22 protein-coding genes are annotated in these 19267 nt (G+C 71.6%); 9 read left to right on the plus strand and 13 right to left on the minus strand.

Features of this window, described 5'->3' with window-relative positions; translation table 11 throughout:
- Positions 1–52: 52 nt before the first annotated feature.
- Positions 53–916, minus strand: coding sequence for a PHP domain-containing protein (locus ACIGJI_RS04430; RefSeq protein WP_259953115.1), 864 nt, complete (start codon positions 914–916; stop codon positions 53–55).
- Positions 917–1031: 115 nt separating this feature from the next.
- Here ACIGJI_RS04430 and ACIGJI_RS04435 point away from each other — a divergent pair, with 115 nt between their 5' ends.
- Positions 1032–2054: an endonuclease/exonuclease/phosphatase family protein gene (locus tag ACIGJI_RS04435; protein WP_268777745.1), complete on the plus strand. Its 1023-nt coding sequence runs from the start codon at positions 1032–1034 to the stop codon at positions 2052–2054.
- A 36-nt stretch (positions 2055–2090) separates the two neighbouring features.
- Entirely contained in the window at positions 2091–3512 is a 1422-nt protein-coding gene (locus ACIGJI_RS04440; RefSeq protein ID WP_259953112.1) for an aminopeptidase P family protein, read from the plus strand.
- Between the two features lie 30 nt (positions 3513–3542).
- Here the strand turns inward: ACIGJI_RS04440 and ACIGJI_RS04445 are convergent, their stop codons facing one another.
- Positions 3543–4220 (minus strand): alpha/beta family hydrolase, encoded by a 678-nt coding sequence (locus ACIGJI_RS04445; RefSeq protein ID WP_363445853.1) that lies wholly within the window; start codon positions 4218–4220, stop codon positions 3543–3545.
- Positions 4217–4897 (minus strand): general stress protein, encoded by a 681-nt coding sequence (locus ACIGJI_RS04450; protein WP_363445851.1) that lies wholly within the window; start codon positions 4895–4897, stop codon positions 4217–4219. The genes ACIGJI_RS04445 and ACIGJI_RS04450 overlap by 4 nt, the downstream gene beginning before the upstream one ends.
- Positions 4898–4984: 87 nt before the next feature.
- Between ACIGJI_RS04450 and ACIGJI_RS04455 the strand changes: the two genes are divergently transcribed.
- From ACIGJI_RS04455 to ACIGJI_RS04470, 4 genes are read left to right on the plus strand one after another with little or no spacing between them, the layout of a single operon-like run.
- Positions 4985–6253 carry a magnesium transporter MgtE N-terminal domain-containing protein gene (locus tag ACIGJI_RS04455; protein ID WP_268777747.1) on the plus strand — a complete coding sequence of 423 codons (1269 nt, stop codon included), beginning with the start codon at positions 4985–4987 and terminating at the stop codon, positions 6251–6253.
- The gene (locus tag ACIGJI_RS04460; protein WP_187663660.1) at positions 6253–6774 is read left to right on the plus strand and encodes a DUF1003 domain-containing protein; all 522 of its coding nucleotides are present in this window, start codon (positions 6253–6255) and stop codon (positions 6772–6774) included. Before ACIGJI_RS04455 ends, ACIGJI_RS04460 begins: the two co-directional genes overlap by 1 nt.
- Entirely contained in the window at positions 6771–7892 is a 1122-nt protein-coding gene (locus tag ACIGJI_RS04465; RefSeq protein WP_280569713.1) for an Mrp/NBP35 family ATP-binding protein, read from the plus strand. Before ACIGJI_RS04460 ends, ACIGJI_RS04465 begins: the two co-directional genes overlap by 4 nt.
- 22 nt (positions 7893–7914) lie before the next feature.
- Positions 7915–8409 (plus strand): YcxB family protein, encoded by a 495-nt coding sequence (locus tag ACIGJI_RS04470; protein ID WP_187663658.1) that lies wholly within the window; start codon positions 7915–7917, stop codon positions 8407–8409.
- A gap of 10 nt (positions 8410–8419) precedes the next feature.
- On the opposite strand, the gene ACIGJI_RS04475 is transcribed toward ACIGJI_RS04470, so the two are convergent.
- Positions 8420–8794, minus strand: coding sequence for a twin-arginine translocase TatA/TatE family subunit (locus ACIGJI_RS04475; RefSeq protein WP_268777749.1), 375 nt, complete (start codon positions 8792–8794; stop codon positions 8420–8422).
- An 89-nt stretch (positions 8795–8883) separates the two neighbouring features.
- On the opposite strand from ACIGJI_RS04475, the gene ACIGJI_RS04480 reads away from it, so the two are divergent.
- Positions 8884–9522 carry an O-methyltransferase gene (locus tag ACIGJI_RS04480; RefSeq protein ID WP_187663656.1) on the plus strand — a complete coding sequence of 213 codons (639 nt, stop codon included), beginning with the start codon at positions 8884–8886 and terminating at the stop codon, positions 9520–9522.
- A gap of 81 nt (positions 9523–9603) precedes the next feature.
- Here the strand turns inward: ACIGJI_RS04480 and ACIGJI_RS04485 are convergent, their stop codons facing one another.
- From ACIGJI_RS04485 to dapE, 3 genes are all read right to left on the minus strand, one after another.
- Positions 9604–9777, minus strand: a complete 174-nt coding sequence (locus ACIGJI_RS04485; RefSeq protein WP_071328210.1) for a DUF3117 domain-containing protein — start codon at positions 9775–9777, stop codon at positions 9604–9606.
- A 92-nt stretch (positions 9778–9869) separates the two neighbouring features.
- A complete protein-coding gene (locus ACIGJI_RS04490) occupies positions 9870–11087 on the minus strand; it encodes a hypothetical protein (protein WP_363445849.1) in 1218 nt (405 codons plus the stop codon).
- Positions 11069–12142, minus strand: a complete 1074-nt coding sequence (gene dapE / locus ACIGJI_RS04495; protein ID WP_187663654.1) for a succinyl-diaminopimelate desuccinylase — start codon at positions 12140–12142, stop codon at positions 11069–11071. The genes ACIGJI_RS04490 and dapE overlap by 19 nt, the downstream gene beginning before the upstream one ends.
- 66 nt (positions 12143–12208) lie before the next feature.
- On the opposite strand from dapE, the gene dapD reads away from it, so the two are divergent.
- Together dapD and ACIGJI_RS04505 are read left to right on the plus strand one after the other, a co-directional pair.
- Entirely contained in the window at positions 12209–13162 is a 954-nt protein-coding gene (gene dapD / locus ACIGJI_RS04500) for a 2,3,4,5-tetrahydropyridine-2,6-dicarboxylate N-succinyltransferase (RefSeq protein ID WP_187663653.1), read from the plus strand.
- 237 nt (positions 13163–13399) lie between these two features.
- On the plus strand, positions 13400–14770 hold the full coding sequence (locus tag ACIGJI_RS04505; protein ID WP_396667011.1) for a DEAD/DEAH box helicase: 1371 nt from the start codon (positions 13400–13402) through the stop codon (positions 14768–14770).
- Between the two features lie 79 nt (positions 14771–14849).
- On the opposite strand, the gene ACIGJI_RS04510 is transcribed toward ACIGJI_RS04505, so the two are convergent.
- The 6 genes from ACIGJI_RS04510 to ACIGJI_RS04535 all read right to left on the minus strand — a co-directional run bounded on the left by ACIGJI_RS04510 (position 14850) and on the right by ACIGJI_RS04535 (position 19254).
- Complete coding sequence (locus ACIGJI_RS04510; protein WP_259953090.1) at positions 14850–16139, minus strand: citrate synthase; 1290 nt, start codon at positions 16137–16139, stop codon at positions 14850–14852.
- Positions 16140–16329: 190 nt separating this feature from the next.
- A complete protein-coding gene (gene dapC / locus ACIGJI_RS04515) occupies positions 16330–17442 on the minus strand; it encodes a succinyldiaminopimelate transaminase (protein ID WP_280568564.1) in 1113 nt (370 codons plus the stop codon).
- Positions 17443–17451: 9 nt separating this feature from the next.
- Positions 17452–17772: a ferredoxin gene (gene fdxA / locus ACIGJI_RS04520; protein WP_017203330.1), complete on the minus strand. Its 321-nt coding sequence runs from the start codon at positions 17770–17772 to the stop codon at positions 17452–17454.
- A 9-nt stretch (positions 17773–17781) separates the two neighbouring features.
- Entirely contained in the window at positions 17782–18192 is a 411-nt protein-coding gene (locus tag ACIGJI_RS04525) for a histidinol dehydrogenase (protein ID WP_259962800.1), read from the minus strand.
- Between the two features lie 40 nt (positions 18193–18232).
- Entirely contained in the window at positions 18233–18547 is a 315-nt protein-coding gene (locus ACIGJI_RS04530) for an AzlD domain-containing protein (RefSeq protein WP_363445846.1), read from the minus strand.
- Complete coding sequence (locus tag ACIGJI_RS04535) at positions 18544–19254, minus strand: AzlC family ABC transporter permease (RefSeq protein WP_363445983.1); 711 nt, start codon at positions 19252–19254, stop codon at positions 18544–18546. Before ACIGJI_RS04535 ends, ACIGJI_RS04530 begins: the two co-directional genes overlap by 4 nt.
- Between the last annotated feature and the right edge of the window lie 13 nt (positions 19255–19267).

Below are 19267 nucleotides of genomic sequence, written 5' to 3' on the forward strand. Positions count from 1 at the left end.
GTATCGGTCCGCCTCGACAGAATGCCGGGAGACCGCCGACAGTCCGCCGGGGTCAGGGACGCCGCGGGCCGGAGCCGGAGGCGCGATCGATGATCCGGGCGACCATGTCCGCCGCGGTGGTGTTCTCCCCCGGCACGTTCGGTTTTCCGGTGCCGTGGTAATCGCTGGACCCGGTGACGATGAGGTCGTGCCGGGCTGCCAGTTCGCGCAGCAGCCGCTTGCCGGCGGCGGTGTTCTCCCGGTGGTCCACCTCGAATCCGGCCAGCCCCGCGTCGATCAGACGCTCGATGTACGGCACCGGCATCATCCGATCACGGCCCGCCGTCACAGGGTGCGCGATGATCGCCACGCCGCCCGCCTCGGTGAGAAGCCTCACGGCGGTCAGCGGGTCCGGGGCGTAGTGCGGCTCGTAGTAGCCCTCCCGCGGGTGGAGGATGCCGTCGAAGGCCTCGCCGCGGTCGCGTACGATGCCGCGCGCCACCAGCGCGTCCGCGATGTGGGGCCGGCCGACCGTCGCGTCGAGCGTCGTCTGGGCGAGGACGTCATCCCAGTGCAGGTCGTAATCGCGGCCGATGTTGCGGACGATGCGCTCCGCTCGTCCGATCCGGTCGTTCCGGATCCGGTCGGTCTCCGCCCGCAGCGCCGCATCCTCCGGATCGAAGAGATAGCCGAGCACGTGCACGCTGCGCCACTCGTGTTTGGCTGACAGCTCCATCCCGGGGAGGAAGGTCATGCCGAGCGCGACGGCGGCGTCGCCGGCCTCCGTCCAGCCCGTGGTGCGGTCGTGGTCCGTGAGCGCGGCGGTCCGTACGCCGTGCCGATGCGCCTGCCTCATGACCTCGGCGGGCGACTCGGTGCCGTCGGAGTGGTTGGAGTGCAGGTGCAGGTCGGCAGGACCGGCGGGTGGAACGGGCATCCTCCGAGCGTACCGAGCGTCGACGCGCGTGGCGCGGAAACCGGACCCGTATCGCGTGGACGGACCGGCGATGCGAGGCAGGGACTTCACAGGCGGCGCTTCTAGGCTGGAGGGGATGTTTCGTCTCCTGGGGATCCTGCTCACCGTGCTCTTCGCGATCGCGTCGGCGATCGTGGTGTGGCCGCAGTTCTTCCACCTCGAGCAGACCTACCCGTTCGCTCAGCTCGTCGCCGCCCGCGGCCTCGTGCTCGGCGGGTTCCTGGTCATCGCGGTGCTGGCGCTGCTGCTGCTCCTCGCCCGACCGCTGCGCGGGTTCGCGGCCTCGGTCCTGATCGTCGCCCTCCTCGGTGCTGCGGCGACGGGTGCGATCGGAGCGACCCGCGGCTTCGGGGTGGCGGCCCTGCCTGAGCGGACGGACACGAGTCTGCGGGTGCTCACCTGGAACACGGCGGGTGAGGCCGTCTCCGCCGAGCAGATCGCCCGGGAGATCCTCGAGCAGGAGGCCGACGTGGTGGCGCTGCCGGAGACCACCGAAGAGGTCGGCGAGCGGATCGCGCTCATGCTGCGCGAGCAGGGCCATCCGATGTGGGTGCACCATGTGCAGTTCCGCCCGGACGTGGAGGACGGCCCGCAGTCGTGGCAGACCACGGTCCTGGTGGCTCCCGAGCTCGGCGAGTACTCCGTGATCGAGTCCTCCAAGGACGGAAGCAACAACACCGGATCCGTGCCGAGCGCCGTGCTCATGCCGATCGACGGGGACGGCCCCACGATCGTCGCCGTGCACGCCGTCGCGCCGCGCATGGAGGAGATGCAGCAATGGCAGAGCGATCTGCAGTGGATCGCCGACCAGTGCCCTGCGGGTGACTTCATCCTCGCCGGAGACTTCAACGCCACCGTGGATCACATGGCCTCCCTCGGCGTCGACGGCGGCGACATCGGCTACTGCCGGGACGTCGCCTCCCGGACCGGCAACGGGATGTCCGGCACCTGGCCGAGCTCGTTCCCCGCCCTCGCCGGTGCCCCCATCGATCACGTGATGGCGTCCGCCAACTGGCGCCCCACCGGCTCTGCCGTCCTCGAGGATGCCGGCGGGAGCGACCACCGCGCCCTCATCGTGCAGCTCGAGCCGGCCGGCTGATCACGCTGCGCGGCCTCCAGGTGAGAGACTGGACGGATGAGCACCGGAGAAAACGACACGATCGCTGACGAGACCGTCGAAACCCCCGTCGAGAACAGCTCGACCAATCGCAAGCAGCCCTTCCCGCAGGGCTTCCTCGACACCATCTCCACCGGGTGGGCCGAGCGTCCGGAGACGCTGCCCGCGCCGCGCGCCCAGGCTCCGTACGCCGAGCGCCGCCGCGCTGCCGTCTCAGCCGCGTTCCCCGGCAAGCGGCTCGTGATCCCCGCCGGTTCGCTCAAGCAGCGCAGCAACGACACCGACTACGTCTTCCGCGCGCACTCCGCCTTCGCGCACCTCACCGGCTGGGCGTCCGACGCCGAACCGGACTCGGTGCTCGTCTTCGAGCCGACCGACGACGGGCATGACGTCACGCTGTACTTCCGCGAGCGCGCCGACCGCACCACGACGGAGTTCTACGCCGACGCCACGGTCGGCGAATTCTGGATCGGGCCGCGTCCGTCGCTCGCCGGTGTCGCCGCCGACCTGCAGCTGGCCACGGCGCACCTGCACGAGTTCGCCCCGGTCGAGGGCGAGCTGGTCCTCGAGGAGGACGAGACCCTCACCCGTGTCGTCTCGGAGCTGCGCCTCATCAAGGACGACTTCGAGATCGCCGAGATGCGCCGGGCCGTGGAGATCACGGCGCAGGGCTTCGACGACCTCATCCGCGAGCTCCCCGCCGCGGTGGCACATGCCCGTGGCGAGCGCGTCGTCGAGGGCGTCTTCCACCGCCGCGCCCGCGAGGACGGCAACGGCGAAGGCTATGACACGATCGCCGCGTCCGGACCGCACGCCTGCTACCTGCACTGGACGCGCAACGACGGCGCCGTCGTGCCAGGAGACCTCATCCTCGTCGATGCGGGTGTGGAGGCCGACAGCCTCTATACCGCCGACATCACCCGCACGCTCCCGGTGTCCGGGACGTTCACCGAGGTGCAGCGCCGGGTCTACGAGACGGTGCGCGAGGCCGCGGACGCGGCTCTCGCGGCGGCGAAGGTCGGCGTCCGCTTCCGCGACGTGCACGCGGCGGCCATGGCCGTGATCGCTGAGCGCACCGCGGAGTGGGGCCTCCTCCCCGTCACCGCGGAGGAAGCCCTGGACGCGGACAAGGGCGGCCAGCACCGTCGCTACATGGTGCACGGCACGTCGCACCATCTCGGCATCGACGTGCACGACTGCGCGCAGGCGCGCCGCGAGATGTACTACGACGGCATCCTCACGCCCGGCATGGTCTTCACGATCGAGCCGGGACTGTACTTCCAGATCGACGACCTCACGGTTCCCGCCGAGCTGCGCGGGATCGGCGTCCGGATCGAGGACGACATCCTGATGACCGAGGACGGCCCGGTCAATCTCTCCGCGGGCATCCCCCGCACGGCCGACGAGGTCGAGGCGTGGATGGCGCGTCTGCAGGGCTGACGACGGGCGGGAGCGGGGCGGCGGCCCCGCTCAGTCCCGCTGCCCGGTGACGAAGGCGTCGACCACCGGTGCGAGGTCCGCAGCGACCTCCGCCGGCGGACGCCTCCGCCCCTTCACCTCGAAGGAGTGCCCGCCGCCCTCGATCCAGTGCACCCGCGCGTCCTGACAGCCGGCGACGGCCTCGTCGAGCTGGGCGATCGGCTGGATGAACGGGTCCGCGGTGCCCTCCACGAAGAGCTGCGGGACGGTGATCGATGGCAGGTGCGCGATGCGGGGCCTATCCGGGCGGCCCGGCGGATGCAGCGGATAGCCGAGGTAGACGAGGCCGTCCACGGCAAGGCCCTCGGCGACGGCCATGGACGCCATGCGGCCGCCGTAGGACTTCCCGGTGGCCCACACGGCGGATCGTGGCGCCCGCGCGCGGGCCTCGGCGACCGCGGCCTCCCAGGTCGCGACCGCGTGGGCGGCAGGACCGGGCATGCGACGCCCCTGCTCGATGTACGGGAAGTTGAAGCGCAGAGTCGAGTACCCGAGCGCCGCGAGTGCGCGGTCGAAACCGACGAGGAACGGATGGTCCTTCGCGGCCCCCGCCCCGTGCGCGATCAGGACGACGTCGTCACGGGTACCCGGCGTCCACTCGGCGGACACCGTGATCGCCCCGGCGGGCAGAGCGACCTCGATGCGCAGGGCGGTGGCCCCCGTGGTCACCGCACGGACCCGGGGGTGCCCGTCTCCGGGTCGGCCGGCCGCGGCGGAAGACCCGGCTCGGGAGCGGGGGCAGGCTCCGGAGCGGGGGCAGGCTCGGGAGCGGGAGCGGGCTCCGGAACAGGCTCAGGAGCGGGAGCCGGAGCGCCCTGCGGGATCCGCTCGCCGTACTTCGGCGGCTCGTCCAGGTTCACCGGAGGACGCACGGGGGCGACCCGCTGCGCGCCGAGGACCTGCCGCGCCTTCGCCAGCGAGCCGGGCTGCACGGTCACCTCGTAGTGATCCGCAGCGAACTGCGTCACGCTCGCGAAGTCCCGGCGGCGGCGCACGATGGCGTAGGTGATGAGGCTGAGCAGCATGCCCACCGCGACGCCGATGAGGACGAAGCCGACGAACAGCTGGATCGGCACCTCGGGGTTGCCCAGGACGAGGATCGCCGACAGGAAGAGTCCGATGAGCACCCCGTTGATCGCTCCCGAGCGCGCGGCGGCGGCGTAGCCGAGCCGTCCGGTCACCCGCTCGACCGTCCGCACGCTCTGCCCGACGATCGCGATGTCGCGCGCGGGTACCTCTCCGGCGATCAGCTTCGACACCGCCTTCTGCGCGCTCTCGTAGTCGCGCATGGAGGCGACGATCTCACCGGTGTCCGTGCCGCTCGCGGGGCGATTCAGCATGCTCATCCGGCTATTCTTCCACGTCGTGCCCCGCGGCCGGCCGAGCGACCGCCGCAGCCGCCGCCCCGGCACGCCGCGGGCTACGCTGGTCGAGTGAGCACACAACGGGTTTTCGCCGCGCGCCTGGCAGGGTGCGCCGTCTTCGATCCCGTCGGCGACCGCCTCGGCAAGGTCCGGGATGTCGTCGTCGTGTATCGAAGTACCGCGGCCCCGCGTGTCATCGGGCTGGTCGTGGAGATCCCCGGCCGCCGGCACGTGTTCCTCTCGATCGGCCGGGTGACGTCCATCCGGTCCGGGCAGGTCATCACCACCGGCCTCATCAACGTCCGCCGCTTCTCCCCGCGCGCCGGCGAGGTGCGCGTCCTCGCCGAGATGCTGGGCCGACGGGTGAGCCTCACCGACGGCAGCGGCACGGCCGTGATCGAGGACGTGGCGATCGAACCCAACCGCCTCGGCGAGTGGGCGATCAGCCAGCTCTTCCTGCGTCGCCCGAAGACCGGCGCGTCGCCGTTCGCCAAGGGCCCGACGACGTTCGCCGCCTGGAGCGAGGTGACCGAGGAACAGGCGCCGGGCGAGTCCCAGTCCGCCGAGCAGCTCGTCGCCTCCTACTCCGAGCTGCACGCCGCCGACCTCGCCAACACGCTCCTCGACCTCCCGCAGCAGCGGATGATCGAGGTGGCGGAGGAGCTCTCCGACGACCGCCTCGCCGACGCCCTCGAGGAGATGCCCGAGGACGAGCAGGTGCACATCCTCGACCGCCTCGGCGAGGAGCGCGCGGCCGACATCCTCGACCAGATGGAGCCGGACGACGCCGCCGACCTGCTGGCCCAGCTCCCACCCACCCAGCTGGAGGAGCTGCTCCAGCGGATGGAGCCGGAGAGGGCGGAGGACGTGCGGATGCTCCTGCGCTACGGCCCGGACACGGCGGGCGGTCTGATGACCCCGGAGCCGATCATCCTCTCCGCCGATGCCACGGTCGCCGAGGCGCTGGCGCTCATCCGCCGTCACGAGCTGCATCCGGCCCTCGCCGCGGCCGTGTTCGTCACGCTCCCGCCGTTCGAGACCCCCACCGGCCGCCTGCTCGGGCTCGTGCACTTCCAGCGGATGCTGCGCTACCCGCCGCACGAGCGTCTCGGCGCCATCCTCGACGACAGCCTCGAGCCGGTGCCGGTCACCGCCTCCGCGGCCGAGGTCGCCCGCATGCTCGCCAGCTACGACCTCGTCTCGCTGCCGGTCATCGACGCCGCGCACCGCCTCGTCGGCGCGATCAGCATCGACGACGTCCTCGACTACCTGCTGCCGGACGACTGGCGCACCCACGACAGCGACGACGTGGCGCCGCCCGTGACGGAGACGCACTGATGGCGCGCAAGGAGCGGGCCGCCCGCCTCGACGCGCCAGGACGGACGAGCACCCGCCCCCGTTCCACCTCGCGCGACCGCTTCGGCCGCTTCACGGAGTGGGTCGCCCGCGCGATGGGAACTCCCGCATTCCTCGTCATCCTCAGTCTCTTCTGCATCCTCTGGATCGGCTGGAACACGCTGATGCCGCGCGAGGTCCGCTTCGACGACGCCGCGCTCGGCTTCACCGCGCTCACCCTCATGCTGTCGCTGCAGGCGTCGTACGCCGCGCCGCTCATCCTCCTCGCGCAGAACCGCCAGGACGACCGCGACCGCGTGCAGATCGAGCAGGACCGGCAGCGCGCCGAACGGAACCTCGCGGACACCGAGTACCTGGCCCGTGAGATCGTCGCACTGCGGATGTCGCTGGAGGAGCGCAACGCGCAGGTGGTCACCCGCGACGTGCTGCGGCAGGAGCTCCGTGCCCTGCTGGCAGAGCTGGGCGACACCGAGGAGAAGTCCGCGGGCGGCGCCGCCTCATGACCGCGGCCGAGAACGTCAGAGCCGCAGTGGCGGCGGTGACCGACCCGGAGCTGCGGCGACCGATCGGCGACCTCGACATGGTGCGCGACATCACGGTCGAAGACGGGGTGGCGCGTGTGGGCATCGTGCTGACGATCGTCGGATGCCCCGCCGCCGACCGCATCGAGCGCGACGTGCGCGGCGCCGCCGCCGCGGTCCCCGGCATCACGGACGTCGCGGTCGAGGTGGGCGTGATGACGCCTGCCGAGCGCAAGGCCCTCACCGAACGGCTCCGCGCCGGCCGCCCGGCGCGGCACATGCCGTTCGGGCCCGACTCGCTCACCCGCGTGATCCTCGTCTCCAGCGGGAAGGGCGGCGTCGGCAAGTCGACGGTCACCGCGAACCTCGCGGTCGCCCTCGCCGACCAGGGCCTCGCCGTCGGCCTGGTGGATGCGGACGTGCACGGCTTCTCGATCCCCGGACTGCTCGGGATCCCCTCCGGCACGCAGCCGACGCGCATCGACGACCTCATGCTGCCGCCGGTGGCCCACGGGGTGAAGACCATCTCGATCGGGATGTTCCTGCGCGACGGGGAGTCCGTGGTGGCCTGGCGCGGACCGATGCTGCACCGCACGGTCTCGCAGTTCCTCACCGACGTCTTCTTCGGCGACCTCGACGTCCTGCTCATCGACATGCCCCCTGGCACCGGGGACATCGCCATCTCGATCGGGCAGCTCCTCCCCCACGCCGAGGTGCTCGTGGTCACCACACCCCAGGCGGCGGCCTCCGACGTGGCCATCCGCAGCGGGCTCGTGGCACGCCAGACCGGACAGCGCGTGATCGGCGTGGTCGAGAACATGGCCGCATACACGCTCCCCGACGGCACCGTCGTCGATCTCTTCGGGGCCGGCGGCGGCGCATCTGTCGCGGAGGCCCTGTCCGTGCCCGACGCTGCGGTGCCGCTGCTGGCCTCCATCCCGCTCAGCCCGGCCCTCCGCCAGGGCGGGGACGAGGGCGTTCCGGTCGTCACCTCCGCGCCGGACGATGCCGCCGCGGGGGCGATCCGCGCGCTGGCGGAGGCGCTCGCGCGTCGAGGGCGAGGCCTGGCCGGCCGAACGCTGCCCATGTCGATCGGGTGAGGGCGCGTGGGAGGATGGACGGATGCCGCATCGCTCCGTGACCGTGGATGAAGGGCTTCTGCGGAGGATGGCCAGAGACGCGGCCGTCTACGCGCTGACCAGGCCTGTCGCGATCGTGATGTGGGTCGCGCTGGCGGCGGGCCTCGTGCTCTCCGTCCTCACCCTCAACGACCGTCTCGCCGCCGGAGAGGAGGTGAGCGCGCTCGTCGCCTGGATGCCCGCGGTGACCATCGCTCTGGGAGCGTATGCGGTGATCCTCACCACCTCGAGCGCCCGTCGGGCCGTGCGCGCCGCGATGCCGGTGGAGAGCGTGGTGTGGGTCGCGCTCGACGAGGATCGTCTGCAGCTGGGCAGCGATCGCCGCCGTTCCGAGATCCCCTACCGCACGTTCCAGAGCCTGCGCGTCGGCCGGGACGCGGTGATCTTCAAAGTCCGCGATGCCTCCGTCGCCACCGCCATTCCGCGTTCCCTCTTCAGCGACGAGGAGTTGGCGACGCTGCGGACGCGGATCTCGTGACCCGGGCGGCTCAGGTCGCCTCGGTGTCGAACGGCGGACGGTTCTCCGCGCTGAAGGTCGGCGGCGCGGTGCGCGGGGCCACCGGCTCCGCGATCGTCGCCGTGGCCTGCGCGGGGGTCGCGGGCTCCGGCTCCTCCAGGAGCGCGTCGCGGATGATGCGCCGAGGGTCGTACTGCCGCGGGTCGAGCTTGCGCCAGTCCACGTCGTCGAGCTCCGGACCCATCTCCTCGCGCACGCGGGACTTCGTGTCGCGGAGGTATTCACCGGCCTTGCGCACGATGCGCGCGAAGCCCTCCGCGGCACGCGGCAGACGCTCGGGGCCGATGATCAGCACGGCGATCAGGCCGATGAGCAGCAGCTTCTCGAAGGTGAGGCCGAACGTCATGTGACCAGGCTACCGCCGCGCCTGCAGGCTCTGCGCGCGGTGAGCGAATACCCTGGAGACATCAGCCATGCACGCAGGAGAGGCAGGTCATGAGCGAGCACGACGCCAACGCGCGCTTCCTTCGGGAGTCCATCGTCGAGCCGGAGACCATCGCCCGCGCTCGCGCCCACGCCGTCGAGCTGGGGGCCGCCCCGATCAGCGCGGTCGTCGGCTCGCAGATCGCCGTGCTCGCCGCCGCAGGCACCGCCCGCTCCATCGTCGAGATCGGCACCGGCGCCGGCGTCTCCGGACTCTGGCTGCTGCGCGGCGCGCCGACCGCGGTGCTGACCTCGATCGACAACGAGCCCGAGCACCTCGCCGCCGCCCGCCAGGCGTTCGCGGACGCGAAGGTGCCCGCCACTCGTGCCCGGTTCATCGCCGGTCGCGCGATCGACGTGCTCCCCCGGATGAACGAGGCGTCGTACGACATCGTCCTCGTGGACGCCGACCCCGAGAACGTCATCGAGTACGTCTCGCACGGCCTCCGCCTCGCCCGCACGGGCGGCCTGGTCCTCGTGCCCCGCATCCTCGCCGGGGGCCGCGTGGCCGACCCCGTCCAGCGCGACGACATCACATCCGCCTACCGGTCGCTCGTGCAGGAGACCCAGGAGTCGTCGGCGGTGCTGGCGACCGTCTCCCCCGCGGGCGAGGGTCTGCTGCAGCTGATCCGCCTCGACGACCGCGCCTGATCGGACGCCGCTCACGCGAAGAGGGCGAGGGATCCGCGGATCCATCGCCCTCTCGGTTCCGCCGCAGCGGACCAGATTCGATCAGGCCGGGGCCACGACGGCACCGAGCACGTCGTGAAGCTCCTTGGCCTCGGCGTCGTTCACGGAGACGACCAGGCGGCCTCCTCCTTCGAGCGGAACACGCACGATGATGAGTCGTCCCTCTTTCACGGCCTCCATGGGTCCGTCTCCGGTCCTCGGCTTCATCGCTGCCATCGTGGCTCCCTTTCCTCCGGTGGTATGGGACGAGTTTATCGGGTGCGGCCGCGCCGTGGACGTCACCGGACACAATCCGCGTCGCCGCGTCGTCAGGGCACCTGCCAGAACGTACTGCCGAGGGCATACACGTGATAGATCCAGACCCACTGACCCAGCAGGCACAGCGCGAGCACGCCGAGCCGCCAGGCACGGGAGCGCGGGACCGCGACCGCTCCCCACGCCGGGCTGAGCGGCAGCAAGAGGCGGAAGGTGCTCGACTGGGGGAAGAACACCGCGAGCAGATAGAGCAGGTAGCTCGCGCTCCAGAGACGCAGATCCGGGCCGAGCGCGCGCACCTGCGGGGACAGCAGCAGCGCGGCGGCCGCGGCGAGCACGAGGACGACGAGGGCGACGGGTCCCCATCCCGGCGGCAGACCCCACAGCTCGAACCAGAAGTGCGACGCCTGCACCCATCCCTCGAAGGGCACGAAGCCCTCGACGCCGCCGACGATCCAGTGCCGTCGCCACGCGAGCTCCGTGGCGAGGTAGGCGCCGGGGTCTCCGGTCACGACGCCCGCGATCAGCTGCCAGGCGAATCCGGTGGCCGTCGCCAGCGCGCCGAGTGCCACGATGTGCACCACTTCCCTGGCGCCCAGCGGATCGGTGCGGCGGTGCCTCCAGCGAAGGATCCCGTGCAGGCCGAGGTACAGCGCGAAGGCGAGCACGCCGGGACGGGTGAACCCCAGAACGGGGATCAGCACGTACAGCCAGGCGTAGTTCCGCCGGATCGTCGCGTCCAGGGCGAGGAACAGCAGCAGCAGGAAGAGCGTCTCGGCGTATCCGACCTGGAACAGGGCGGCGAGCGGACCGGATGCGAAGAAGACGACGGCCCACAACGCGGCCGCGTTCCCGACGCGGTCGCGGAGCAGCCGATGCAGGGCGAGACAGGCCAGGTAGCCGGCACCGAGCGAGAGCACGAGGGCGCCGGCCGCCCAGGAACCGAGCACGAAGCCCAACGCCTTCGCGGCGTACGCGAACACCGGCATGAACGCCCAGGCGTTCTCGGCCACCTGCCCGTCGTCCGTCAGCGGGAGGTCCGAGGGATAGCCGTGCACGGCCACCTGCCAGTACCACTGCGCATCCCATCCGAGGACGAAGTCGATGAGTCCCGCGTCGTCGCCGAAGCGGGAGAACACCGTGGACAGGGAGGCCGCGGCGATGAGGAATCCGGTCGTCACGACCCGTGCGAGGACGTAGACGATGCCGATGCGCAGGGCGAGCGGCATCCGCGCCCAGCGCCGCGTGAGCGTCAGTGCGACGTGAGCCATGCGCGCAGACCCCGCTCGACGGCGTCGATCTGGGCGAGCGGCACGCGCTCCTCGTCGTGATGGGCGAGATGCGGGTCGCCGGGTCCGTAGTTCACGGCCGGGATGCCGAGGGCCGAGAAGCGGGCCACGTCGGTCCACCCGTACTTCGGCTGCGGCTCCGCGCCGACGGCCGCGACGAAGCGGCGCGCGATGTCGGCGTCCAGACCGGGGCGCGCGCCCTCGGCGGCATCCGTGATCTCGACGTCGAATCCGGCGAGGACCGCCCGGACGTGGGCCTCGGCGTCGGCCGCGGACTTGTTCGGCGCGAAGCGGTAGTTGACCTCGACCTCGCAGGCGTCCGGGATGACGTTGCCCGCGACCCCTCCTGCGATGCGGACCGCGCTGAGCCCCTCCCGGTAGAGCAGGCCCTCGACCATCACCTCGCGCGCCCGGTACTCGGACAGCCGAGTGAGGATGGGGGCCGCGCGATGGATCGCGTTCTCGCCGATCCAGGCCCTGGCACTGTGCGCGCGGACGCCCGTGGTCCGCACGATCGCCCGCAGCGTGCCGTTGCACCCACCCTCGACCTGTCCGTTCGACGGCTCCCCGAGGATGGCGAAGTCGGCCTGGAACAGGTCGGGCCGTGCCGCGGCGAGAAGCCCGAGGCCGTTCAGGGAGGCCGCGACCTCCTCGTTGTCGTACCACATCCAGGTCACGTCGATCGCGGGGTCGGTGAGCTCGGCGGCGAGCTTGAGCTGCACCGCGACCCCGGCTTTCATGTCGACGGTGCCCCTTCCCCACAGATGCGGCACGCCGTCGATCTCGACGTCGCGCGTGGGCAGGTTGTCGTTGAGGGGCACGGTGTCGATGTGCCCGGCGATCGCCACGCGCTGCGCTCGGCCGAGATCCGTGCGGGCGACCACCGTGTTGCCGTGGCGGATGACCTCCAGGTGCGGCAGACCGGACACGGCCTCCTCGATCAGGTCGGCCAGGGTCTTCTCATCGCCGGAGACGCTCGGGACATCGCAGATCGCGCGGGTGATGTCGGCGGAGGACGCGGTCAGATCGAGCACCATGCCCCCAGCCTACTGATGCCCGTCATGCGGGACGGGACACCGTCGTCGGCGCGATACCGTGGAGGCATGAGCGACGCACGATCTGTCTGGGGACTGGGCCTGACGACCACCGCGAGCGACGGCACGGTCCTCGACGCGTGGTACCCGGAGGTCCGCTCGTCCGCGCCGTCCGCGGACGAGGTCGCCACCGCCCGCACCGCGCTCGACGCGCAGACGGGCCAGGACGAGCGGCGCGACGTGACCATCGCGGTCGTCGAGCTCACGATCGATCTGGACGCGGCTCCGGCCTCCACGGCGGACGCCTATCTGCGCCTGCACGCCCTGTCGCACCTGCTCGTGCGGCCGAACGCCCTCAACCTGGACGGCATCTTCGGTCATCTGCCGAACGTCGCCTGGACCAATGCCGGCCCCCTGCTCCCCGCCGATGCGGCGCGCCTGCGCCCGCAGCTCCAGCGCGCCGGGATCCAGATCCAGGGTCTGGACAAGTTCCCCCGCCTCACCGACTACGTGCAGCCCGCCGGGGTGCGCATCGCCGACGCCTCGCGCGTGCGGCTGGGCGCCCACCTCTCCCCGGGCACCACCGTCATGCACGAGGGCTTCGTGAACTTCAACGCCGGAACCCTCGGCGCCTCGATGGTCGAGGGTCGCATCTCGCAGGGCGTGGTGGTCGGCGACGGCAGCGACATCGGCGGCGGGGCCTCGATCATGGGCACGCTCTCCGGTGGCGGGTCGCACCGTGTGTCGATCGGCGCCCGCACGCTGCTCGGCGCGAACGCCGGCATCGGCATCTCCCTCGGCGACGACTGCGTCGTGGAGGCCGGGCTCTACGTCACCGCCGGCACGAAGATCGTCCTCGCCGACGGCCCCGCGACCGCCGACGGCGGACGGAAGACCGTCAAGGGCGCCGATCTCTCGGGTGAGGACGGCCTGCTCTTCCGTCGCAACTCCCTCACGGGCGCCGTCGAGGCCGTCCGCCGGGCCGGTGTCGGCGTGACGCTCAACGAAGCGCTCCACGCCTGACAGCGCACCTGCAGCCTTCGACCGGTCGCCGCTGGTAGACTGGGGTCGTTGCCCGCGCCGCCGGCCGGTCAGCATCGTCGTCGTCTAGGGGTCTCCGAGGACCGAAGCGAGCGCCCGCGCTCCCCTCTCCAGCCCGAACTGGCCATTCGCACGGCGAACGGACGCGCACTCGCTGCGTCTTCGCCCACCTCACCCCACTATCCCGCGCCGTTCTCGTGCGCTGACGGAGTTCTCTGCATGTCTTCCTTCCTCGAGCTCGGCGTTCCCGCCGAGCTCGCCACCGTTCTCGCCGCCTCCGGAAAGACCGAGGCGTTCGCCATCCAGCGCGACACCCTGCCCGACTCGCTCGCCGGCCGTGACCTCCTCGGTCGCGGACGCACGGGCAGCGGCAAGACCATCGCCTTCGCGCTCCCGCTCGTCGCCCGCCTGGCTGCCTCCGGCCACAAGCGCCGCTCCGGCCTGCCGCGCGGCCTCGTGCTCGCCCCCACCCGCGAGCTGGCCACCCAGATCGCCGCGACCGTCGCCCCCCTGGCCGAGGCCGTCGGACTGCGCGTCACCACCGTGTTCGGCGGCGTCAGCCAGCGTCCGCAGGAGCAGGCGCTGCAGGGCGGCGTCGACATCGTCGTCGCCTGCCCCGGCCGTCTGGAAGACCTCATGAAGCAGCAGATCGTGCGTCTCAGCGCGATCGAGGTCACCGTGCTCGACGAGGCCGACCACATGGCCGACCTCGGCTTCCTCCCCGGCGTCACCCGCATCCTCTCGGCGACCCCCGCCGACGGTCAGCGCCTGCTGTTCAGCGCGACGCTGGACCGCGGCGTCGACACCCTCGCCCGCCGGTTCCTCACGAACGCCGTCAGCCACGAGGTCGACGAGGCGAGCGTGCCCGTCGGCGAGATGACCCACCGGGTGCTCGTCGTCGACTCCCCGGAGAACAAGACCGTGCTGGTGCGCGACCTCGCCTCCGGCACGGGCCGCCGCATCCTCTTCACGCGCACCAAGCACCAGGCGAAGAAGCTCGCCAAGCAGCTCACCGCCGCCGGCATCCCGGCCGTCGACCTGCACGGCAACCTGTCCCAGAACGCGCGCGAGCGCAACCTCGGCGCCTTCTCCGCCGCTCCTGAGGACGGCGGCGTCCGCGTCCTCGTCGCGACCGACGTCGCGGCCCGCGGTGTGCACGTCGACAACGTCGACCTCGTCGTCCATGTCGACCCGCCCGTCGAGCACAAGGCGTACCTGCACCGTTCCGGACGCACGGCTCGGGCCGGCGCGGCCGGCACCGTCGTCACCGTCGTCCTGCCCGAGCAGCGCCGCGACGTGAAGGATCTCCTGCGCAAGGCCGCGATCACGGCACCGCTGGAGAACCTCACCACCGACGCCGTCACCGAGCTCGTCCCGGAGCGGGCACCGCACGTGCGGCCCGCGCCACCGCAGCCGCAGCAGCAGCGCTCCGCGAAGCAGCGACCGGCGGGTGGCGAGAGGAGCACCGCGACCACCCCGCCGTCCCGCCGCCGTCGTCGTCCCCGCGCCGCGGGCCAGGGCGGCGCGCCGGGCTCGCAGCGTCAGGGCGGCCAGGGCCGTCAGGGCACGCGTGGAGCCCAGGGACGCTGATCCCGGCTCGCGCCTGACAACAGCGAAGGCCCCCTCGCACTCCGGTGCGAGGGGGCCTTCGGCGTCTACGGCGCAGCGCTCAGCGCGTCGGGAACGCGCGCTCCGGCGACCCGGTGTAGAGCTGCTGCGGGCGGCCGATCTTGGTCTGCGGGTCGAGCTGCAGCTCGCGCCACTGGGCGAGCCAGCCGGGAAGACGGCCGATCGCGAAGAGGACGGTGAACATACGCGTGGGGAATCCCATCGCCTTGTAGATCACGCCGGTGTAGAAGTCGACGTTCGGATACAGGCGCCGCTCACGGAAGTAGTCGTCGGCGAGGGCGATCTCCTCGAGCTCCTTCGCGAGGTCCAGGAGCGGATCCGTGACGCCGAGCGAGCTCAGCACCTCGTCTGCGGCCTCCTTGACGAGCTTGGCGCGCGGGTCGTAGTTCTTGTACACCCGGTGCCCGAAGCCCATCAGCTTCACGCCCTCTTCCTTGTTCTTCACCCGCTCGACGAACCGGGAGACGCTCTGACCCGAGTCGCGGATCTGGCCGAGCATGGTGAGGACCGCCTCGTTCGCACCGCCGTGCAGGGGTCCGGACAGGGCCTGGATCCCGGCCGAGACGGAGGCGAACTGGTTGGCGCCGGTCGAGCCGACGAGACGGACGGTGGAGGTCGAGGCGTTCTGCTCGTGGTCCTCGTGCAGGATGAGCAGCAGTTCGAGGGCCTTCACCATCGTCGGGTTGATCTCGTACGGCTCGGAGTTCACGCCGAAGTTCAGCTTCAGGAAGTTCTCCACGAAGCCGAGCGAGTTGTCCGGGTAGAGGAACGCCTGGCCGACGCTCTTCTTGTGCGCGTAGGCGGCGATCACCGGGAGCTTGGCGAGCATGCGGATGGTGTTCAGCTCGACGTGCTCGGGGTTGTGCGGGTCGGTCTGGCCCTCGTAGTACGTCGACAGAGCGGCGACGGCGGACGACAGCACCGACATGGGGTGCGCGGTGTGCGGCAGCGCGGAGAAGAAGCGCTTGAGGTCTTCGTGCAGCAGTGTGTGGCGACGGATCTTCTCGTCGAACTCGGCCAGCTCCGTGGCGGACGGCAGCTCTCCGTAGATGAGCAGCCAGGCGACCTCGAGGTAGCTGGTGCTGCCGGCGAGCTGCTCGATCGGATAGCCGCGGTACCGCAGGATGCCCTTGTCACCGTCGATGAACGTGATGTCCGACTTGGTGGAGGCCGTGTTGACGAAGCCGTAGTCGAGCCCCGTGAGGCCGGTCTGACGGGTCAGCGTCGAGAAGTCGATGCTGTCGTGGCCCGCGGTGCCGCGGACCAGGGGGAATTCGGCGGTGGTGTCGCCGATCGTCAGCTTCGCCGTCTGGTCTGCCGCAGCGCTCACGCGGACCTCCTCCTTCTGTCTGATCGCCCCGGCGTCGCGGGCGTCAGCAAGTTCTTGATCAAGCCGGAACTGGCGATCTCTCGGGCGCTGAGCGCCTGGCCGGGTGCCGACCGAATCGCCTTTACAGCCTAGTCGTCACACAGGCCTACTGTGACAACCGCCAAAGGGATCGGCACAGCAGGGAGGGTTCCTACAGATCCGCTCCGCGCAGACGCCGAGCCGCCTCGGCGACGAGGTCCGTCGGCGCCGTCAGCGACAGCCGCACATGCTCGGGGGACGACGCTCCGTAGAAGTGCCCTGGTCCGGCGAGGATCCCGAGGTCGGCGAGACGCGCCATCGACTCCCAGGCGTCGCGTCCCTCCGTCGCCCAGAGATAGAGCCCGGCCTGCGACCCGTCGATGCGGAAGCCGGCCGCCTCGACGGCGGGGAGCAGCAGGGCGCGCCGCTCACGGTAGAGCTCCTTCTGCGCCACGACGTGCGCCTCGTCACCGAGGGCGACGACCATCGCCTGCTGGACGGGCGCAGGCGGCATGAGGCCGAGATGCTTGCGCGCGGTGAGGAGCTCGCCGACCACGCGGGCGCATCCGGCGACGAAGGCCGCGCGGTATCCCGCGAGGTTGGACTGCTTGCTCAACGAATAGACGCTGAGGAGGTTGGCCCGCGTGCCGCCGGTCACCCGGGGGTCGAGCACCGACGGGATGGGCTCGTCCGCCCAGGGGCCGTCCCATCCCAGTTCGGCGTAGCACTCGTCGCTCGCCAGCACGGCGCCCAGCTCCCGCGCCCGCTGCACGGCCACGGCGAGCTCGTCGACGGTCCACGTGCGGCCGTCCGGGTTGCCGGGGGTGTTGATCCAGATGAGCTTCGCGCCCTCCGGCCACTCCGCCGGGTCGTCGGCCGCCAGGGGCGTCGCCCCCGCCACCCGCGCGCCGACCTCGTACGTCGGGTAGGCGACGCGGGGATGCACGACGATGTCTCCGGCACCGAGCCCCAGCAGCGTGGGCAGGAGCGCGACGAGCTCCTTGGAGCCGATCGTCGGCAGCACGTTGTCGACCCGGAGGTCCGGGACGCCGCGGCGGCGGGCGTACCAGTCGACGATCGCCTCCCGGAGCGCGGGGGTGCCGACGGTCTGCGGATATGCATGGGCGTCGGTCGCCTCGGCGAGTGCCTGACGGACGACCTCCGGCGTGGGATCGACCGGCGAGCCGACGGAGAGGTCGACGAGACCGTCCGGGTACCGGGCGGCGCGCTCGCGGTAGGGGACCACGGCGTCCCAGGGGTAGTCGGCGAGGTCGCGGACGCTCACGGAGCGTGCCTACTCGCCCTGCGGCGGGAGCGCGGCGATGATCGGGTGGTCGAACGGGTAGACGCCGACCTTGGCGGCGCCGCCGGGCGAGCCGATCTCGTCGAAGAACTCGACGTTGGCCTTGTAGTAGTCCTGCCACTCGTCGGGGAGGTCGTCCTCGTAGTAGATCGCCTCGACGGGGCACACCGGCTCGCACGCCCCGCAGTCCACGCACTCGTCCGGGTGGATGTAGAGCGACCGTTCGCCCTCGTAGATGCAGTCAACGGGGCACTCGTCGATGCAGGCGCGATCCTTGACATCGACGCACGGGAGGGCGATCACATACGTCACCCCCTCAGTCTACGACCCGTGGACCTCGGGTTCCTCCGAGGACGGCGTGGCGGGGCGGACCGGCTGCCGGGAGAACGACGGCCACGCGATGACGAGCAGTACGATGCCGGCGGCGAGATAGGTCCAGATGCGCCCGGCGAGGGTGTCCTGCACGACGACGGAGCCACCGGGACCGACGCCCGAGATGAGTACGATCATGGCCAGCATCCCGAGACCGGCGGCGACCGCGGCCCCCCGGTCGTGGGTGAGCGCCCGCACGGCGATGAGGATCGCGGCACACGCGACAGCGGCGACGATCAGGCCGATCGGGATCGGCCCCCACATGACGCTGTGCGCGATGGTTCCCGCGACGCCGTAGACCCCGCCCACCAGGGCAGCGGCCACCCAGGACAGCACCCTCGACAACCACTTCCCGCGCACCCCCCGATCCTACCCGGGCCGTGCCCGGCGAGACGACGGCTCAGGCGGCGAGACCGGACAGCCGCAGCAGGGCGGCGACGAGGGCGGCGGACGCCACCACCACGAGGAACGACTGCCGCAGCCAGAGGAGTCCCGCCGCGACGAGCAGGGCGGGCACGCGGGCGTCCACGGTGATCGCCTGCCCGTCCCCGAGGGACTGCACCGCGACGAGGGCGGCGAGCAGGGCGACGGTGAGGAGGTCGGAGATGCGGGCGGGGCGCGGCGCCTCGAGCACCTTCGGCGGCACGAGATAGCCCACGGCCTTCAGCGCGAGGCAGATCAGGGCGGCGAAGAGGATGGCGCTCCAGAGGCTCATGCGACCCCCTCGCCTTCGCCGGCGCTCGCGGGACGCGGTGTCCCCAGCCAGTTGAACCACCCGACGACGATCGCGACGACAGCGGCGACGAGCACCGGGAGCCCCGGCATGAGGAACGGGGTGAGGGCTGCCGCGATCACGGCGGCCGCGATCCCGACGGCGACGGCCTGCCGCTCACGCAGACGCGGCCACAGCAGGGCGAGGAAGGCCGCAGCCGCCGCGGCATCCAGCCCCCAGGCCCTCGGGTCGCCGAGCACGTCGCCGACCAGCGCACCGACCAGCGTGGTGAGGTTCCAGCCGAGGAAGATCCCGACGCCCGTGACCCAGAATCCGACGCGACGCAGACGCGGATCGTCCTGCGCGATCGCCACGGCGGTGGACTCGTCGATGGTGAAGTGCGCGGCGGCCGCTCGCCGTGCCGGTCCGCCCCCGATGAGCGGCGACATGCGCATCCCGTAGGCGACGTTGCGCACGCCGAGGAGTGCCGCCGATGCGATCGCCGAAGGCAGGGCGGCCAGGCCACCGGCGGCGAACACCCCCACGAACGCGAACTGCGATCCCCCGGTGAACATCAGGAGGCTGAGCACGCACGTCTGCCAGACGTCGAGCCCCGCGGCGACGGCGAGCGCGCCGAAGGAGATGCCGTAGGCGCTCGTGGCGAGCACGACACCGAGCGCCTCGCGCCACACCTCACGCTCAGCGGTCACCGGGTCCCGCTCC

The sequence above is a fragment of the Microbacterium sp. NPDC064978 genome (assembly GCF_044543605.1).
Taxonomy (GTDB): domain Bacteria; phylum Actinomycetota; class Actinomycetes; order Actinomycetales; family Microbacteriaceae; genus Microbacterium; species Microbacterium meiriae.

Bases quoted from the DNA above. Each gene is read 5' to 3' on its own strand.
- ACIGJI_RS04505 (WP_396667011.1), top strand. From the start codon at position 13,400: ATGTCTTCCTTCCTCGAGCTCGGCGTTCCCGCCGAGCTCGCCACCGTT.
- ACIGJI_RS04490 (WP_363445849.1), bottom strand. From the start codon at position 11,087: ATGGCTCACGTCGCACTGACGCTCACGCGGCGCTGGGCGCGGATGCCG.
- ACIGJI_RS04440 (WP_259953112.1), top strand. From the start codon at position 2,091: ATGAGCACCGGAGAAAACGACACGATCGCTGACGAGACCGTCGAAACC.
- ACIGJI_RS04485 (WP_071328210.1), bottom strand. From the start codon at position 9,777: ATGGCAGCGATGAAGCCGAGGACCGGAGACGGACCCATGGAGGCCGTG.
- ACIGJI_RS04475 (WP_268777749.1), bottom strand. From the start codon at position 8,794: ATGACGTTCGGCCTCACCTTCGAGAAGCTGCTGCTCATCGGCCTGATC.
- ACIGJI_RS04460 (WP_187663660.1), top strand. From the start codon at position 6,253: ATGGCGCGCAAGGAGCGGGCCGCCCGCCTCGACGCGCCAGGACGGACG.
- ACIGJI_RS04465 (WP_280569713.1), top strand. From the start codon at position 6,771: ATGACCGCGGCCGAGAACGTCAGAGCCGCAGTGGCGGCGGTGACCGAC.
- ACIGJI_RS04435 (WP_268777745.1), top strand. From the start codon at position 1,032: ATGTTTCGTCTCCTGGGGATCCTGCTCACCGTGCTCTTCGCGATCGCG.
- ACIGJI_RS04480 (WP_187663656.1), top strand. From the start codon at position 8,884: ATGAGCGAGCACGACGCCAACGCGCGCTTCCTTCGGGAGTCCATCGTC.
- ACIGJI_RS04530 (WP_363445846.1), bottom strand. From the start codon at position 18,547: ATGAGCCTCTGGAGCGCCATCCTCTTCGCCGCCCTGATCTGCCTCGCG.
- ACIGJI_RS04450 (WP_363445851.1), bottom strand. From the start codon at position 4,897: ATGAGCATGCTGAATCGCCCCGCGAGCGGCACGGACACCGGTGAGATC.
- ACIGJI_RS04470 (WP_187663658.1), top strand. From the start codon at position 7,915: ATGCCGCATCGCTCCGTGACCGTGGATGAAGGGCTTCTGCGGAGGATG.
- ACIGJI_RS04430 (WP_259953115.1), bottom strand. From the start codon at position 916: ATGCCCGTTCCACCCGCCGGTCCTGCCGACCTGCACCTGCACTCCAAC.
- dapE (WP_187663654.1), bottom strand. From the start codon at position 12,142: ATGGTGCTCGATCTGACCGCGTCCTCCGCCGACATCACCCGCGCGATC.
- dapD (WP_187663653.1), top strand. From the start codon at position 12,209: ATGAGCGACGCACGATCTGTCTGGGGACTGGGCCTGACGACCACCGCG.